This is a genomic window from Klebsiella sp. R390 (assembly GCF_051131745.1).
Taxonomy (GTDB): domain Bacteria; phylum Pseudomonadota; class Gammaproteobacteria; order Enterobacterales; family Enterobacteriaceae; genus Klebsiella.
Genome location: NZ_CP180445.1, coordinates 2,769,116 through 2,785,343, shown reverse-complemented (window position 1 = coordinate 2,785,343; position 16,228 = coordinate 2,769,116). Strand labels below are relative to the sequence as shown.

14 protein-coding genes are annotated in these 16,228 nt (G+C 58.9%); 11 read left to right on the top strand and 3 right to left on the bottom strand.

What is annotated here, in order from left to right; translation table 11 throughout:
- The first annotated feature begins 36 nt into the window (after nucleotides 1-36).
- Complete coding sequence (locus ACMYSP_RS12925) at nucleotides 37-951, top strand: LysR family transcriptional regulator (RefSeq protein WP_434582473.1); 915 nt, start codon at nucleotides 37-39, stop codon at nucleotides 949-951.
- Here the strand turns inward: ACMYSP_RS12925 and ACMYSP_RS12920 are convergent.
- A complete protein-coding gene (locus ACMYSP_RS12920) occupies nucleotides 948-2,441 on the bottom strand; it encodes an MDR family MFS transporter (RefSeq protein WP_434582472.1) in 1,494 nt (497 codons plus the stop codon). The genes ACMYSP_RS12925 and ACMYSP_RS12920 overlap by 4 nt on opposite strands.
- Nucleotides 2,442-2,521: 80 nt before the next feature.
- On the opposite strand from ACMYSP_RS12920, the gene ACMYSP_RS12915 reads away from it, so the two are divergent.
- On the top strand, nucleotides 2,522-3,169 hold the full coding sequence (locus tag ACMYSP_RS12915; RefSeq protein WP_434582471.1) for a TetR/AcrR family transcriptional regulator: 648 nt from the start codon (nucleotides 2,522-2,524) through the stop codon (nucleotides 3,167-3,169).
- A 3-nt stretch (nucleotides 3,170-3,172) separates the two neighbouring features.
- Here ACMYSP_RS12915 and ACMYSP_RS12910 read toward each other — a convergent pair whose 3' ends face one another.
- Complete coding sequence (locus ACMYSP_RS12910; RefSeq protein WP_434582469.1) at nucleotides 3,173-3,589, bottom strand: GNAT family N-acetyltransferase; 417 nt, start codon at nucleotides 3,587-3,589, stop codon at nucleotides 3,173-3,175.
- Nucleotides 3,590-3,788: 199 nt separating this feature from the next.
- Here ACMYSP_RS12910 and ACMYSP_RS12905 point away from each other — a divergent pair, with 199 nt between their 5' ends.
- From ACMYSP_RS12905 to ACMYSP_RS12865, 9 genes are all read left to right on the top strand, one after another.
- A complete protein-coding gene (locus tag ACMYSP_RS12905) occupies nucleotides 3,789-4,358 on the top strand; it encodes a TetR/AcrR family transcriptional regulator (RefSeq protein WP_434582468.1) in 570 nt (189 codons plus the stop codon).
- Nucleotides 4,359-4,489: 131 nt separating this feature from the next.
- Nucleotides 4,490-5,614 carry an efflux RND transporter periplasmic adaptor subunit gene (locus ACMYSP_RS12900; protein WP_434582467.1) on the top strand — a complete coding sequence of 375 codons (1,125 nt, stop codon included), beginning with the start codon at nucleotides 4,490-4,492 and terminating at the stop codon, nucleotides 5,612-5,614.
- On the top strand, nucleotides 5,614-8,721 hold the full coding sequence (locus ACMYSP_RS12895) for an efflux RND transporter permease subunit (protein ID WP_434582466.1): 3,108 nt from the start codon (nucleotides 5,614-5,616) through the stop codon (nucleotides 8,719-8,721). Before ACMYSP_RS12900 ends, ACMYSP_RS12895 begins: the two co-directional genes overlap by 1 nt.
- A gap of 3 nt (nucleotides 8,722-8,724) precedes the next feature.
- Entirely contained in the window at nucleotides 8,725-10,089 is a 1,365-nt protein-coding gene (locus ACMYSP_RS12890) for an efflux transporter outer membrane subunit (RefSeq protein WP_434582465.1), read from the top strand.
- Between the two features lie 67 nt (nucleotides 10,090-10,156).
- On the top strand, nucleotides 10,157-11,320 hold the full coding sequence (locus tag ACMYSP_RS12885; protein WP_434582464.1) for a multidrug effflux MFS transporter: 1,164 nt from the start codon (nucleotides 10,157-10,159) through the stop codon (nucleotides 11,318-11,320).
- 164 nt (nucleotides 11,321-11,484) lie between these two features.
- Entirely contained in the window at nucleotides 11,485-12,387 is a 903-nt protein-coding gene (gene murQ / locus ACMYSP_RS12880) for an N-acetylmuramic acid 6-phosphate etherase (RefSeq protein ID WP_434587079.1), read from the top strand.
- A 24-nt stretch (nucleotides 12,388-12,411) separates the two neighbouring features.
- On the top strand, nucleotides 12,412-13,845 hold the full coding sequence (gene murP / locus ACMYSP_RS12875; protein ID WP_434582462.1) for a PTS N-acetylmuramic acid transporter subunit IIBC: 1,434 nt from the start codon (nucleotides 12,412-12,414) through the stop codon (nucleotides 13,843-13,845).
- 219 nt (nucleotides 13,846-14,064) lie between these two features.
- A complete protein-coding gene (locus ACMYSP_RS12870) occupies nucleotides 14,065-14,967 on the top strand; it encodes an EamA family transporter (protein WP_434582460.1) in 903 nt (300 codons plus the stop codon).
- Nucleotides 14,968-15,069: 102 nt separating this feature from the next.
- Nucleotides 15,070-15,360, top strand: a complete 291-nt coding sequence (locus tag ACMYSP_RS12865; RefSeq protein WP_434582459.1) for a YicS family protein — start codon at nucleotides 15,070-15,072, stop codon at nucleotides 15,358-15,360.
- Here ACMYSP_RS12865 and ACMYSP_RS12860 read toward each other — a convergent pair whose 3' ends face one another.
- On the bottom strand, nucleotides 15,361-16,227 hold the full coding sequence (locus ACMYSP_RS12860) for a DUF1932 domain-containing protein (RefSeq protein WP_434582458.1): 867 nt from the start codon (nucleotides 16,225-16,227) through the stop codon (nucleotides 15,361-15,363). It abuts the gene before it with no gap.
- Between the last annotated feature and the right edge of the window lies 1 nt (nucleotide 16,228).

The window sequence follows — 16,228 nt, the reverse complement described above, 5'->3', positions numbered from 1 at the left end:
ATACTGAGAATCATCTTTCCGATAAACGGGATAATCATGGACCGCTTAAGCGCGATGGCACTGCTGGTGAAGGTCACGGAACTCGGCAGCATGTCGGCCGCGGCGCGCACGCTGCATATGCCGCTAACCACCGTCAGTCGCCAGATCGCCGAACTGGAAAGCGCGCTCGGGGTGCGCCTGCTGATCCGTACCACCCGCAAACTGACGCTGACCGATGCCGGGATCGATTATGTCACTGCCGCACGGCGGATTCTGGAAGAGGTGGAGCATGCTGAACGCCAGGCGGCGGGAGAGTATCAGCAGCCGAAAGGGGAACTGGTGATTGCGGCGCCGACGATGTTTGGCCGGCAACACGTTTTACCGATAGTTACTGATTTTCTTGCCAGTTACCCGCAAATTCGCATCCGTTTATTGCTGAGCGACCGCAATGCCGATCTGATCGACGATCATATTGACCTCGCGGTACGCATCGGGGTCCTGCCGGACAGCGGCATGGTCGCCATTCGCCTCGGCGAGATGCGTATCGTCACCTGCGCGCACCCGGCGCTGCTGGAAAAGCACGGGACGCCGCAGCGCCCCCGCGAGCTAAGTGCACTCCCGACGATCCATATTGAATCTCCGATGCCCTATAACGGCTGGCGTTTTAACGCGCCGGCGGCGGAAGACCGGCTGGTCATCCTGCAGCCGGTGCTCGGGGTCACCACCCCGGAGAGCGCGGCGGACGCAGCACGGTTGGGCACCGGCGTTGCACGCCTGCTGCACTATCAGGCTATCGATGGCCTGGCCTGCGGGGAGCTCAGGCTGGTACTGGAAACCCTCGAACCGCCAGCGGCGCCGGTCCATCTGCTGTACCCCGCTCGGGAACTGGCCCCCCTGAAGCTGCGGAAATTTCTCGATTTCGCCACTCCCGCGCTGCGTCAGGCGCTGCGACGGATTGCAGCAACCGGTTAGTCCATCGCCTTTTTCAACGGCACCTCTTTCAGCAGCCACGACAGCAGGAACGCCACCGCCATAATGCAGGCCGCCATCAGGAAGGCGGCATGGATCGCCGAGCCAAATGCGTCGAGGTAATCGAGGCGGATCTCAGACGGCAGGTTCTGCACCGCCGCCGGGTTCAGCGCCCGCGGCAGTTCGGCCCCTTCCGGCAACAGGCGCTGCAGGTTATTTTGCAGCACGTGGGTAAACACCGCGCCAAACAGCGCCACCCCAATGGAGCCGCCAATCGAGCGGAACAGCGTCACCCCGGAGGTCGCCACGCCGTACATCTGCGCCGGCATCGCGTTCTGCACGGCCAGCACCAGCACCTGCATCACCAGTCCCAGCCCCATGCCCAGCACGCCGGTAAACAGATACAGCTGCCACATCGGCGAGTGGATCGTTATCCGCGTCAGCAGCAACATCCCCACCATGCCTGTCAGCGTCCCGAGAATCGGAAACAGGCGGTATTTCCCGGTACGGCTGATAATGCGCCCGCTGATGATTGACGTCAGTAACAGGCCGCCCATCAGTGGGATCAGCTGTAGCCCGGCCTCCGTCGGGGTCGCCGCCTTCACTACCTGCAGATAGAGCGGCAGGAAGGTGACCGAGCCAAACAGCGCCATCCCGATGACAAAACCAATCATGCTGCACAACAGAAAGCTGCGGTTACGGAACAGGGAGAGCGGAATAATCGGTTCTGCGGCAATCCGCTCTTCATAAATAAAGCCGATTACCCCCACCACGCCAAAGGCCAGGATGCACCACAGCTGCGGATCGTTCCACGCGCGCACGCTGCCGCCTTCAGAGGTAAACAGGATAATGCACAGCAGCGCCATACTCAGGTAAATCGCGCCCAGCCAGTCAACCTGATGTTGACTACGTTTGTTACTGCTGTGGAACACCGCCCCGATTACCAGCAGCGCAAACAGCCCCAACGGCAGGTTGATATAGAAGATCCAGCGCCATGAAGCGTGCTGCACCAGGAACCCGCCGATGAGCGGTCCGATCACCGTTGCCAGGCCAAACACGCCGCCGAACAACCCCTGATAGCGGCCACGGTTAGCCGGTGGGATCACGTCGGCAACCGCCGCCATGCTAATGACCATCAGACCGCCGCCGCCGAGCCCCTGCAAGGCACGCATCAGCACCAGCTGTGTCATATTCTGCGCCACGCCGCACAGCGCGGAGCCGACCAGAAACAGGACGATCGCCACCTGGAGCACGATTTTTCGGCCAAACAGATCGCCAAATTTACCGTACAGCGGCACCACAATGGTCGAGCTAAGAATATAGGCGGTCACCACCCAGGAAAGCTTATCCAGCCCGCCCAGCTCGCCGACAATCGTCGGCAGCGCGGTTGAGACTATGGTCTGATCCAGCGCCGACAGCAGCATGACTAGCAGCAGCGCGCTGAACAGCAAACGAATCGACGGCGCAGGTTGGGTCGTGATTTGAGACGTCATCTCATCACTCACTTGAAATTAATTAAATGTATAATTAATATTTAGGGAAATGATGAATCACGTCAAGAGAACATTCCGAAATGCGCGCACAAAAAGACAATGATGTCCCTCGCCGCCCTGGCCGTCCGCGGGGTAAAAAACCCGGTACGGCCAACCGCGAACAGCTAATGGATATTGCCCTGGCGCTGTTTGCCCGTCAGGGTATCGGCCATACCTCGCTCAATGCCATTGCCAAAGAAGCCGGGGTCACCCCGGCGATGCTGCATTACTATTTCAGCTCGCGGGAAGCCCTGGTGGACCAGCTACTGGAAGAACGTTTCATGCCGCTGCGCCAGCAGATCAGCAAGATTTTCGTCGCCCATGCGGACGATCCGGTCACCGCCCTCACGCTGCTGATTGACGAGCTGGGCACCCTGGCGGAACAACACGCCTGGTTTGCCCCCCTGTGGATGCAGGAGGTCATCGGCGAGATGCCGGTGCTGCGCCAGCATATGGACGCCCGCTTCGGCGAAGAGCGTTATCACCTGATGCTGAATACGGTCACTCGCTGGCAGGCGGAGGGCAAAATCAATCCAGCCCTGTCGCCAGCGCTGCTGTTTACCTCGCTGATTAGCCTGGTTCTGGTTCCGTTCTCGCGCCTGCGCACCGATGAACGCTTAGCGGCTATCTCCCGTCAGACCATCGTTAACCATGCGCTGGCGCTGCTGCGACAGGGCATTGCGGGATAGGGGCTAGAGCGCCTTCGAGAGATAGTGGCGTTCCATGCCGACGTGGGGGAAATCCGGGAGCGACATCTGTAGCTGATAGCCCTGCTTTTGATAAAACGGCAGGGCCTGGAAGCTAAAGGTATCGACCAGCACATGGCGACATCCCGCCTCCCGCGCCTGGTTTTCTACTTCACGCATCAGCTGGCTACCCAGACCGCCGCCGCGCTGCGTCTCGCTGACCCACAAATACTCAACACACAACCAGTTACCCTTTCTTTTGGCAATCAGGCCGCCCAGCATCACCCCCGCTTCGTCGCGGATATAAACCCCGGTTTCACCAAATTGTGTCGCATCGAGATACCGCAAGTTATATTCTCGTAGTCCTGCGAGTAACTCTTCTTGATCTGCCGGATTAATGCTTTTTGTTATTATTAGTGCCATCTTAATTCTCCATAATTGAATATTTATAAGAAATACCTATACCTTAAATTCACAAAAAATACTTAATTTCTCCATTATTTGCTGCGTAAATTCCCTGTGCTTTTTTTTAATCAAAAAAACCTTTCCATCACTCGCTGAAACCGTATAATGACGAAAAATGAGAACGATCGTTCTCACTCTTCATCCCGAGGATAACACCATGAGCAGCGCACTGGCAGACCGACAAAAACGCCGACAGGATGAGATCATCGCTGCCGCACGCCACTGCTTCCGTCATCATGGTTTCCACGGGGCCAGCATGGCGAACATCGCCAGCCAGGCCAGCCTGAGCGTCGGGCAAATCTATCGTTACTTTGCCAACAAAGACGCCATCATTGAAGAAATGATCCGCCGTATCATTGATTACCGCATCACAAAAATGGACGGAAATACCCAGACGGATGAGATCCCCCGCGTGCTTGCCCACCGGGAAACGCTGGATGAAGATGATGACGCATTGATGTTAGAAATGGCGGCAGAAGCGACGCGTAACCCGCAAATCGCCGCCATGATGGTCGAGGCCGACAAACGTATGTTTGCTAACGCCTGCGCGCACATACAAAAGACCTATCCGCACCTGAGCGATGAACGTGTTCGTTGCTGTGTCGAAGTCACCGCAGTGATGATGGAAGGGACGATTTATCGGCGTCTGGTTCCACAAAACGTAGAACCAGAGATACTCGAGAAACTCTATCGGGAAATAACCACTATGTTATTAGCGGATAAATAATTAATCATCAATAAAACGGGAATATAGCATTCCCTTTTCGTCATTTCCGTTTCGCGGAAATGCGTCATCAGCTGGCCACAACCTCGTTATTGAAATAACGAGGAGGACGTCGTTCATCCTGAGAATATATAATGAAATATACTATACTCCCCATCGCAGCAGCACTATTACTCCTCAGCGGATGTGATAATGCGCAAACATCCGCTCCCCCGCAAATGACGCCGGAAGTTGGTGTTGTCACCCTGAAAAATCAATCGGTTTCAGTGATCAGCGAACTGACCGGACGCACCACGGCATCGCTTAGCGCTGAAGTGCGCCCGCAGGTTGGCGGCATTATTCAAAAACGCCTGTTTACCGAAGGGGATATGGTGAAAGCCGGACAGGCGCTGTATCAAATCGACCCCTCCAGCTATCGTGCGGCCTACAACGAAGCCGCCGCCGCCCTGAAACAGGCGCAGGCACTGGTGATCTCCGACTGTCAGAAAGCCCAGCGCTATGCGGTGCTGGTTAAAGACAACGGCGTATCGCGTCAGGATGCCGACGATGCAATGTCCACCTGTAATCAGGACAAAGCCAGCGTCGAGTCAAAAAAAGCGGCCCTCGAAAGCGCGCGCATTAACCTGGACTGGACCACCGTCACCTCGCCGATCGCCGGACGTATTGGTATCTCTTCCGTCACCCCGGGTGCTCTGGTTTCTGCCGATCAGGATACCGCGCTGGCTACCGTGCGCGGCCTCGACACCATGTATGTCGACCTTACCCGCTCCAGCGTCGATCTGCTGCGCTTGCGCAAGCAAACCCTGGCCACCAACAGCAACACGCTCAGCGTCTCTCTGACCCTGGAAGATGGCAGCACCTATAGCGAGAAAGGCCGCCTGGCGTTGACGGAAGTGGCGGTAGATGAGTCCACCGGCTCGGTCACGCTGCGCGCAGTCTTCCCTAACCCACAGCATGTCCTGTTACCTGGAATGTTCGTGCGCGCCCACGTCGATGAAGGGGTGATGGACGATGCGATCCTTGCGCCACAGCAAGGTATTACCCGCGATGCCAAAGGCACCGCCACTGCGCTGATCGTTGATAGCAGCAATAAAGTGGAACAACGTGAAGTGGAAACCGGCGAAACCTATGGCGACAAGTGGCTGGTGGTTAGCGGTCTGAAGGCCGGTGACAAACTGATTGTCGAAGGCACCTCAAAGGTCAGCATTGGCCAGCAAGTGAAAGCAGTCGAAGCCACTACTAACGGGGGCAACGCCTGATGTTCTCTCGTTTCTTCGTGCGACGCCCGGTCTTTGCCTGGGTGATCGCGATTCTGATTATGCTCGCCGGGGTCCTGGCCATCCGCACCTTGCCGGTTGCCCAGTATCCTGACGTCGCACCGCCGGCGGTGAAAATCTCCGCCACCTATACCGGGGCCTCTGCGGAAACCCTGGAAAACAGCGTAACCCAGGTTATCGAACAGCAGCTCACCGGGCTGGATAACCTGCTCTACTTTACCTCCACCAGCAGCTCCGACGGCTCGGTCAGCATTACCGTCACCTTCGAGCAGGGGACCGACCCGGATACCGCGCAGGTACAGGTACAGAACAAAGTTCAGCAGGCGGAATCGCGTCTGCCGAGCGAAGTACAGCAGTCCGGTGTAACGGTGGAAAAATCGCAGAGCAGCTTCCTGCTGATCCTCGCGGTGTATGACAAAACCAACCGTGCCACCAGCTCCGATATTTCCGACTGGCTGGTCAGTAATATGCAGGACCCGCTGGCGCGTATCGAAGGGGTCGGGAGCCTGCAGGTGTTCGGTGCCGAATACGCCATGCGTATCTGGATGGATCCGACCAAACTGGCTTCCTACGCGCTGATGCCGTCTGACGTGCAATCGGCCATTGAAGCGCAGAACGTGCAGGTCTCTGCGGGTAAGATCGGCGCCCTGCCGTCTTCGAACACACAGCAGCTCACCGCCACCGTTCGCGCCCAGTCGCGCCTGCAAACGGTCGATCAGTTCAAAAATATTATCGTCAAAAGTAAATCCGACGGCTCCGTCGTGCGCATCAGCGATGTCGCTCGCGTGGAGATGGGGAGCGAGGATTACACCGCGCTGGCTAACCTGAATGGCCACCCGGCGGCAGGTATCGCGGTGATGATGGCGCCAGGGGCCAACGCCCTTGATACCTCCACGCTGGTGAAGGACAAAATCAACGAGTACCGCCATCAGATGCCGGCGGGCTACGATATTGCCTACCCGAAAGACAGCACCGAATTTATTAAAATCTCCATCGAGGATGTGATTCAAACGCTGATTGAAGCCATCGTGCTGGTGATCTGCGTGATGTACCTGTTCCTGCAAAACTTCCGCGCCACGCTGATCCCGGCGGTGGCGGTACCGGTGGTGCTGCTCGGGACCTTCGGCGTGCTGGCGCTGTTCGGCTACTCCATCAACACCCTGACCCTGTTTGCGATGGTGCTGGCCATCGGCCTGCTGGTCGATGACGCCATCGTGGTGGTGGAGAACGTCGAACGTATCATGCGTGACGAAGGGCTTTCCGCCATCGAAGCCACCGAAAAATCTATGGGGGAAATCACCGGGGCACTGATCGCCATCGCCCTCGTACTGTCGGCGGTATTCTTGCCGATGGCCTTCTTCGGCGGTTCGACCGGGGTTATCTATCGCCAGTTCTCGGTAACCATTATTTCCGCGATGATGCTGTCGGTGGTGGTGGCGCTGACCTTAACCCCGGCGCTGTGCGGCGCGCTGCTCAGCCACTCCAAACCGCATACCACCGGCTTCTTTGGTGCCTTTAACCGCCTGTGGGGCCGTACCGAACAGGGCTATCAGCATCGTGTTATCGGCGGTCTGCGCCGCTCGGTGATCATGATGGGGGCCTTTGCGGTGATCTGCGGCGGGATGGCGCTGGCGATGTGGAAACTGCCGGGCAGCTTCCTGCCGGTAGAGGATCAGGGTGAAATCATGGTCCAGTACACCCTGCCGGCAGGTGCGACCGCGGTGCGTACCGCAGAGGTTCGCCGCCAGGTCACCGACTGGTTCCTGACCAAAGAGAAAGACAACACCGACGTTATCTTTACCGTTGATGGCTTCAGCTTCAGCGGCAGCGGACAAAACGCCGGGATGGCCTTCGTCTCGCTGAAAAACTGGTCCGAGCGTAAAGGGGCAGAAAACACCGCACAGGCGATTGCCCTGCGCGCCACCAAAGAGCTCGGCAGCATTCGTGATGCCTCCCTGTTTGCCATGATCCCGCCATCGGTGGACGGTTTAGGCCAAAGCAACGGCTTTACCTTCGAGCTGATGTCCAGCGGCGGTACCGATCGCGATAGCCTGATGAAGATGCGTACCCAGCTGCTGGCCGCGGCGAATCAAAGCACGGAACTCCAGTCGGTCCGTGCCAACGACCTGCCGCAGATGCCGCAGCTACAGGTGGACATCGACAACAACAAAGCCGTCTCGCTGGGCCTGTCGCTGAGCGATGTAACCGACACGCTCTCCAGCGCCTGGGGCGGGACCTACGTCAACGACTTTATCGACCGTGGTCGAGTGAAAAAGGTCTATATCCAGGGCGATAGCGAAGCGCGCGCCGTACCGTCGGATCTCAACAAATGGTTTGTCCGCGGCAGCGACGATAGCATGACGCCGTTCTCCTCCTTCGCCAGCACCCATTGGGAGTATGGCCCGGAAAGCCTGGTGCGCTACAACGGATCTGCCGCCTTTGAAATCCAGGGTGAGAACGCCAGCGGCTTCAGCTCTGGTGCGGCGATGGACAAAATGGAAGCGTTAGCCAACAACCTGCCTGCAGGAACCACCTGGGCGTGGAGCGGCTTGTCACTGCAGGAAAAACTGGCCAGCGGCCAGGCGATGAGCCTCTATGCCATCTCGATTCTGGTGGTGTTCCTGTGCCTGGCGGCACTGTATGAAAGCTGGTCGGTGCCATTCTCGGTGATCATGGTTATCCCGTTGGGTCTGCTCGGCGCCGCGCTGGCGGCCTGGATGCGCGATCTCAGCAACGATGTCTACTTCCAGGTCGCGTTGTTGACCACCATCGGTCTGTCGTCGAAGAACGCCATCCTGATCGTCGAGTTTGCAGAAGCGGCGGTCGATGAGGGCTACTCGCTGTCACGTGCCGCACTGCGCGCTGCGCAAACCCGTCTGCGCCCTATCGTGATGACCTCGCTGGCGTTTGTCGCCGGGGTGCTGCCGTTGGCGGTTGCTACCGGGGCCGGGGCCAACAGCCGCGTAGCGATCGGTACCGGTATTATCGGTGGGACCCTGACCGCCACGCTGCTGGCGATCTTCTTCGTTCCCCTGTTCTTTGTGCTGGTGAAACGTCTGTTCACCCGCAGACGCCCCACTCAGGAGTAAGTTATGTTTCGTTTTACGTTAGTTTTTGTCGCGCTCCTGACCGCCGGCTGTGTCTCGCTCGATCCGGATTACAGCCGCCCGGCGGCGCCGATCCCCGCGACGCTCCCCGGCACCCACGGTGAAGCCAGCGCGGTGGTCGGTAACTGGCAGCAGGTCGTTAACGATGCGCGGCTCAACAAAGTGGTCAGCATGGCGCTGACCAGTAACCGCGACGTGCAGAAAGCCATTGCCGACATCGAAGCCGCCCGCGCGCAACTCGGCGAAACCCGCGCTTCGCTGTTCCCGACCCTGGACGCTGAACTCAGCCATACCCGTAGTAAAACGGTCAGCAGCGGCCTGACCTCCTCATCGCAGGCCGATGGGGCGGTCTCCAGCTTCGAGCTGGACCTGTTCGGTAAAAATCAGAGCCTGACACGAGCGGCACGGGAAACCTGGCTTGCCAGCGAATACACCGCGCAGAATACCCGCCTGACGATGATTTCCGACCTGACCACCGCCTGGGTCACCCTCGCGGCGGACAACAGCAATCTGGCGTTGGCCCAGGAGACGCTGGCCAGCGCCGATAACTCGCGCAAAATTGTCGCCCGTCAGATGGCGGTCGGTACCGCCTCCGCCGGCGATCTCAGCGATGCGGAAAGCGTTTACCAACAGGCGCGCGCCAGCGTCGCCAGCTACCGTACTCAGGTCGCCCAGGATAAAAACGCCCTCAATCTGCTGGCCGGTTCTACCGTGCCAGACAGCTTGCTTCCGGGGACTCTGGAAAGCCTCGGCGACAACAGCATCGTTCTGGTGCCGGCTGGGGTGTCGTCATCGGTACTGCTGCGCCGTCCGGATATCCAGGAAGCAGAGCACAACCTGAAAAGCGCCAACGCCGACATTGGTTCAGCGCGGGCCAACTTCTTCCCGACCATTTCCCTGACCGCCAGCGCTGGCGTCGGCAGCGACTCGCTGTCGTCCCTGTTCAGCCACGGGATGTCGGTGTGGTCATTCGCCCCGTCAATCAGCCTGCCGCTGTTCAGCGGCGGCAGCAATCTGGCGAAGTTACGCTATGCCGAAGCAGAGAAAAAAGGGCTGATTGCCACCTACGAGAAAACTATCCAGAGCGCCTTTAAGGACGTTGCCGATGCGCTGGCTCGCCGGGAAACCTTAAGCGAGCAGCTGGATGCCCAGCGTCAGTATGTGGCCGCAGAGCAGACCTCACTGGACATTGCGATGAAGCGATATCAGACCGGTGTCGGCGATTATCTGTCGGTCCTGACCGCCCAGCGCACGCTGTGGTCGGCGCAGGCAACGCTGATTTCGCTGCAACAAACCGATCTGGAAAACCGCATTACCCTCTGGCAATCGCTGGGCGGTGGCGCCAGCTAAGTCATTCCTGCCGGGCTCTCGCCCGGCAGAAACCGGTGCCAGTCTCATTAGATCCTAAGGAATTTTTATGCCACGCATCTCCCTTTCATGGGTGCTCATTCTCGGTCTGCTCACCGCCATCGGCCCGCTGTGCACCGACTTTTATCTGCCCGCGTTACCGGACATTACCCAGCAGTTAAGCGCCACCGGCACCCAGACCCAGCTCTCCCTGACCGCCGCGCTGATTGGCCTGGGCGTGGGCCAACTGTTTTTTGGTCCGCTGAGCGATCGTATCGGGCGCAAAAAACCGCTGGCGCTGTCGCTGCTGCTGTTTATCTTCTCATCGGCGATGTGCGCCATGACCTACGACGTACATATGCTGATCGGCTGGCGTTTCCTGCAGGGCTTCGCCGGGGCGGGCGGCTCGGTACTTTCCCGCTCGATTGCCCGCGATAAATATCAGGGCACCCAGCTGACCCAGTTCTTCGCCCTGCTGATGGCCGTCAACGGCATCGCCCCGGTGGTGTCACCGGTGATCGGGGGCTATATCACCACCTCCTTCGACTGGCGCTTTCTGTTCTGGGCGATGGCCGGAATCGGCGCCGTGTTGCTGATCCTCAGCCTGGCGGTGCTGCAAGAAACGCGTCCCGCCCAGAGCGCCGCGACGGCAGCGCAGCAAAGCGACGCCCCGGTGCTGAAAAACCGCCGCTTTATGCGCTACTGTCTGATTCAGGCCTTTATGATGGCGGGGCTGTTCTCGTACATCGGTTCATCGTCGTTCGTGATCCAGAGCGAATACGGCATGAGCGCCCTGCAGTTCAGCCTGCTGTTCGGTCTGAACGGTATCGGGTTGATCATCGCCGCGCAGATTTTTTCCCGCCTCTCGCACCGTTACGATGCGGATATGCTGCTGCGTCGCGGCCTGACGCTGGCCGTACTGTGCGCGACGCTGACGCTGCTCCTCACCTGGCTTCAGCTGCCGCGGCTGGCACTGATTGGCCTGTTTTTCACGGTGTCATTTATGAGCGGCATCAGCACGATTTCCGGCTCCAGAGCAATGAGCGAAGTCAGCAGCGCCCAGTCTGGCACCGCATCAGCCCTGATGGGCACCCTGATGTTCGTCTGCGGCGGTATCGCCGCACCGCTGGCCGGGATCGGCGGTGAAACGATGCTCAAAATGAGCATCGCGATGACAATCAGCTATCTGATCGCCTTGTTTTTCGGCCTGCAAAAAGCGCATCCCAACCGCTAAATCATCGTGCAGTAATAAAATATTCCAATATTATTACTGCAAGACACCCCGTAATACCTATGAATATCCGTTTATCTCTTCTGCCTCAATCGTGATACCCTTCACATGAAAGGAATAATTAATTCCTTAGAATCTATCTCAACTGTGACTGATGAGGTTTTATGATGAGTATCGACCTGAGCGCATTGCTGACCGAGCGCCGCAATGCCAATAGCGCCAATATAGACACCCTGTCCACCGTCGACATGCTGACGGTAATCAACCAGGAGGACCAACTGGTAGCCCAGGCGATCGCCCCCTATTTGCCACAGGTTGCCCAGGTGGTGGATAAAGTCGCTGCCGCCATCCAGGACGGCGGGCGCCTGATCTACATCGGTGCCGGCACCTCCGGCCGCCTCGGGATCCTCGATGCCAGCGAATGCCCGCCGACGTTCGGCACGCGCCCGGAGCAGGTAGTGGGGATCATCGCCGGCGGTCATAAAGCGATTCTCAGCGCCGTCGAAAACGTCGAAGACAACAAAGCGCAGGGCGCGCTGGATCTGCAAAACCTGAACTTCAGCAAGCGCGACGTGCTGGTTGGCCTGGCCGCCAGCGGGCGCACCCCTTATGTGATTGGCGCGATGGAATATGCCCACAGCCAGAACGCTTTTGTCGCGATTGTCAGCTGCAACCCGCATGGCGAAATGGCGCGCCTGGCCGATGTCGCCATCACGCCGGTCGTTGGCCCGGAAGTGGTCACCGGCTCTACCCGCCTGAAAGCCGGCACCGCTCAGAAGCTGGTGCTGAACATGATCTCCACCGGCGCGATGATCCGCGTGGGCAAGGTCTACAGCAACCTGATGGTTGACGTCGAAGCCACCAACGCCAAGCTTATCGAACGCCAGGTTTCTATCGTGATGGAGGCGACCGACTGCGATCGCGCCACCGCACAAGCCGCGCTGGACGCCTGTGGCCGCCACTGTAAAACGGCCATTGTGATGGTACTGGCGGATCTGAGCGCCGCAGACGCGCAATCACTGTTGAGCAAAAATAACGGCTATATCCGCCAGGCGCTGAGCAATACCTAAGCGCCGACAACCAGGTAACGTGCAATGGCAAAAATAAATAAAGAGATGATAGCGCGGATCCTTACCCATGTTGGCGGAGCCGGAAACGTCGCCCAGGCGGGGAACTGCATGACCCGCCTGCGCTTAACTTTACGTGATGAACAGCTCGCCGATAGCGCCGCCATCCGCCAGATTGAAGGCGTGATGGGCGTTATCGTCAGCGACGAGCAGTTCCAGGTGGTGCTCGGCCCCGGCAAAGCACAAACCGCCGCGGAGATGATGAACGGATTACTGGAGGATGCCCCCGCGGACGCCCCTTCTCTGGCGGATGTCGCGGCAGAGAAAAAGCAGGCGCTGAAGAGCAAACAAACCAGCGGCGTGCAGAAGTTTCTCGCCAAATTCGCCACCATTTTTACCCCGCTGATCCCCGGCTTTATCGCGGTAGGCCTGCTGCTCGGCTTCGCGACGTTGGCGGAGCAGATGTTCGTGCTGGAAAACGCCCATCCCAACGCCTCTCTGGTGGCGCTGATCGGCTACATGAAAGTCTTCAGCAAGGGCATGTTCACCTTCCTGAGTATCTTGATTGGCTATAACGCCCAGAAGGCGTTTGGCGGTTCCGGGGTCAACGGCGCGATCATCGCCTCGCTGTTCGTCCTTGGCTACAACCCCGAAGCCACCAGCGGATTTTATGCCGGGATCACTACCTTCTTTGGCCACGGCATTGACCCGCGCGGCAATATTATCGGCGTGCTGATTGCCTCAATTCTCGGCGCGTGGGTGGAAAAACAGGTGCGGCGGATAATGCCGGCCAACCTCGATATGATCCTCACCTCGGCGGTGACGCTGCTGATTATGGGCGCGGTGACCTTTACCGTGATCATGCCGATTGGCGGCTGGCTGTTTACCGGGATGTCGTGGTTATTCCTGCATCTTAACGGCAACCCGTTCGGCTCTGCCGTGCTGGCCGGTCTGTTCCTGCTGGCGGTGATGTTCGGCGTGCACCAGGGCTTCGTGCCGGTCTATTTTGCGCTGGTCGATGCCCAGGGCTTTAACTCGCTGTTCCCGATCCTGGCGATGGCGGGAGCCGGGCAGGTCGGCGCCGCGCTGGCGCTGTACTGGCGGGCAAAGCACGGCTCGCTGCTGCGTACGCAGATTAAAGGGGCGATTATTCCCGGCTTCCTCGGCATTGGCGAACCGCTGATTTACGGCGTAACCCTGCCGCGCATGAAGCCGTTTATCACCGCCTGTATCGGCGGGGCCTGCGGCGGCTTCTTCCTCGGTCTGGTGGCCTGGCTGGGGCTGCCGGTGGGTCTGAACACGGTGTTCGGTCCGTCTGGCCTGGTGGCGCTGCCGCTGATGACCTCCGCCAGCGGGATCTACGCCGGTATGGCGGTTTATGCCGCAGGGCTGGCGGTGGCCTATCTGTGCGGCTTCATCTGCACCTGGCTGTTCGGCAGCAAAAACGTTGATTTGAGCTAGCGCGCGGATCGGATATATCAGGGAGTACATTATTTAACCCGCCACATGGCGTAATATGGCGTAATGCTGGTCACTTAAGGTGGCCGGCATTTTTTTATGATTTACCCCATACCTGGCTTTTCACCAGCACACCTGTGACCCGACTACCATTTCCTGCCCGTTGCTCCTCGCTGGCTCATGCTATGATGCCCGCTTTGCGTTATTTCACTCGAGGAAAAGATGGGCTCCAGCAAAAAAGGGATGCTGAACGTACTGATAGCCGCCGTGCTATGGGGTAGCTCCGGCGTTTGTGCACAGTACATTATGCAGCAAAGCCAGATGTCATCGCCGTTTCTGACCATGACGCGCCTGCTGTTTGCTGGCCTGATTCTGTTGATGCTCGCCTTCGTTCACGGCGATAAAATTTTCCGCGTCCTGCAAAACCGTAAAGATGCCCTGAGCCTGCTGATCTTCTCGCTGTTCGGCGCACTGACCGTGCAATACACCTTCCTGATGACCATCGAGAAATCGAACGCCGCGACCGCCACGGTGCTGCAGTTTCTGTCGCCGACCATTATCGTCGCTTGGTTCGCGCTGGCGCGCAAAACCCGCCCTCGCCCGCTGGTGCTGGCGGCGATCGGGACGTCGCTGGCCGGGACGTTTCTGCTGGTGACCCACGGCAATCCGACCACGCTGTCTATTTCCCCCTCGGCGCTGCTCTGGGGCGTGGCTTCGGCCTTTGCTGCCGCGTTTTACACCACTTACCCTTCGACGCTTATCGCCCGGTACGGCACGCTGCCGATCGTTGGCTGGAGTATGCTGCTGGGCGGCGCCATGCTGCTGCCGTTCTACGGCGGCCAGGGCAGCAACTTTGTGGTCAACGGCCGCCTGCTGCTGGCCTTTTTCTATCTGGTGGTGATCGGCACCTCGCTGACCTTCAGCCTCTATTTAAACGGCGCGCAGATGATTGGCGGCGCGAAGGCGGGGATCCTCAGCTGCGCGGAGCCGCTGAGTAGCGCCCTGCTATCCCTTCTGCTGCTGGGTATTACCTTCACGCTGCCGGACTGGCTCGGCACGCTGCTGATTCTCTCGTCGGTGGTGCTGATCGCCGTGGATTCGCGGCGTAAAGTGCGGGTAACATAGAAAGCAATCACCTGATTTTAAACAACTTAATCTCAGCGCCATTTGCGTGTTTCGCCGCCTGAGCATATAGTTGACTGAAGCGACTAGTTAAGGAGAAGCACCATGAAAGCGTGTTGGATACTGTGTCTGGTTACCACTCTCAGCGCGACGGCGGCCTGGGCCGAATCACCGTTGAAAAGCCTGCAGTTCGAGCAACAAAAGCAGTTGGTGTTAAAGGCGGTGAAGGAAAAATGCGCCCCGCAGTCCACCATCAGCGATACCGATTTTGCCAATAAAATCCTCGCAACCCAGGCCAATCAGGAATCGGTACGCGAAGCAACGCTGGCAAAAGAGCGCAATAACCAGAAGGGCTACCAGGCAGCCATCGATAAAATCAGCTGCCCGGCGAAGTAATCACTTCAGCTGAGCCGCCAGCGCTTTCCAGTCGAACGGCGTCAGTTGCCCGTAGGTCAGGCCGCACGCGGCCATGCTCTGCGGCAGCTGGCGCTGAGTATGCGCCGTGGCCTGGCTCATCAGCCCCGCGCCGCCCGCATCGCGCAGCGTTTTCACCACTTCTTCCATCTCTTCGCTACGGCGAATACCGTGTTCTGCCACCCGGCTGATGAGATATCCCGCAAAGGCGCCGTCCCAGCCCAGCGACGGGAAGCTGGCATGCAAAGACGCCAGCACCTCCTCTTCCACGCCGTACTCCCGAGCGGCAAACAGGCACTCGGTAGTCAATGCTTCCAGCCCCTTGATCATCACGCTGCGACACATTTTTATCGCCGATACGTCGCCGATCGCCTCACCGCCAGCGCGGGCGCTCAGCCCTAAAGCATTTAGCGTTTCCGTGATGGAATGCGCCTGCGGCCCGCCGATCAACAGTGGGGTTTTCAGCCGTGCCGGCGGCACCGGCGCCATCACCGCCACATCGACATAGCCTCCCGGACGGAACGCCTTCGCCGCCTGGCGTTTGGTATCTGGCGCGACCGAATTGAGGTCGAGAAAATAGCTCCCCTCGCCTACCCAGGCCGCCGCCGAGCGCGCCACCTCGAGTGCCGACCCTGCCGTCACGGTAGAGAAGATCAGCGTCGCCCCTTCCAGCGCCTGCGCCAGCGAACCCGCCGCCCGGACTCCAGCCTGGCGCGCGTGCTCCCGCATCGCGTCACCTTCCGGACCGTTGAGTTTACAATCCCAGATAGTGACGTCGTTGCTGCGCGCTAAATCACGCGCCAGAATGCCGCCCGCCTCACCAAAACCAATAAACGTAATTGCCGTCATC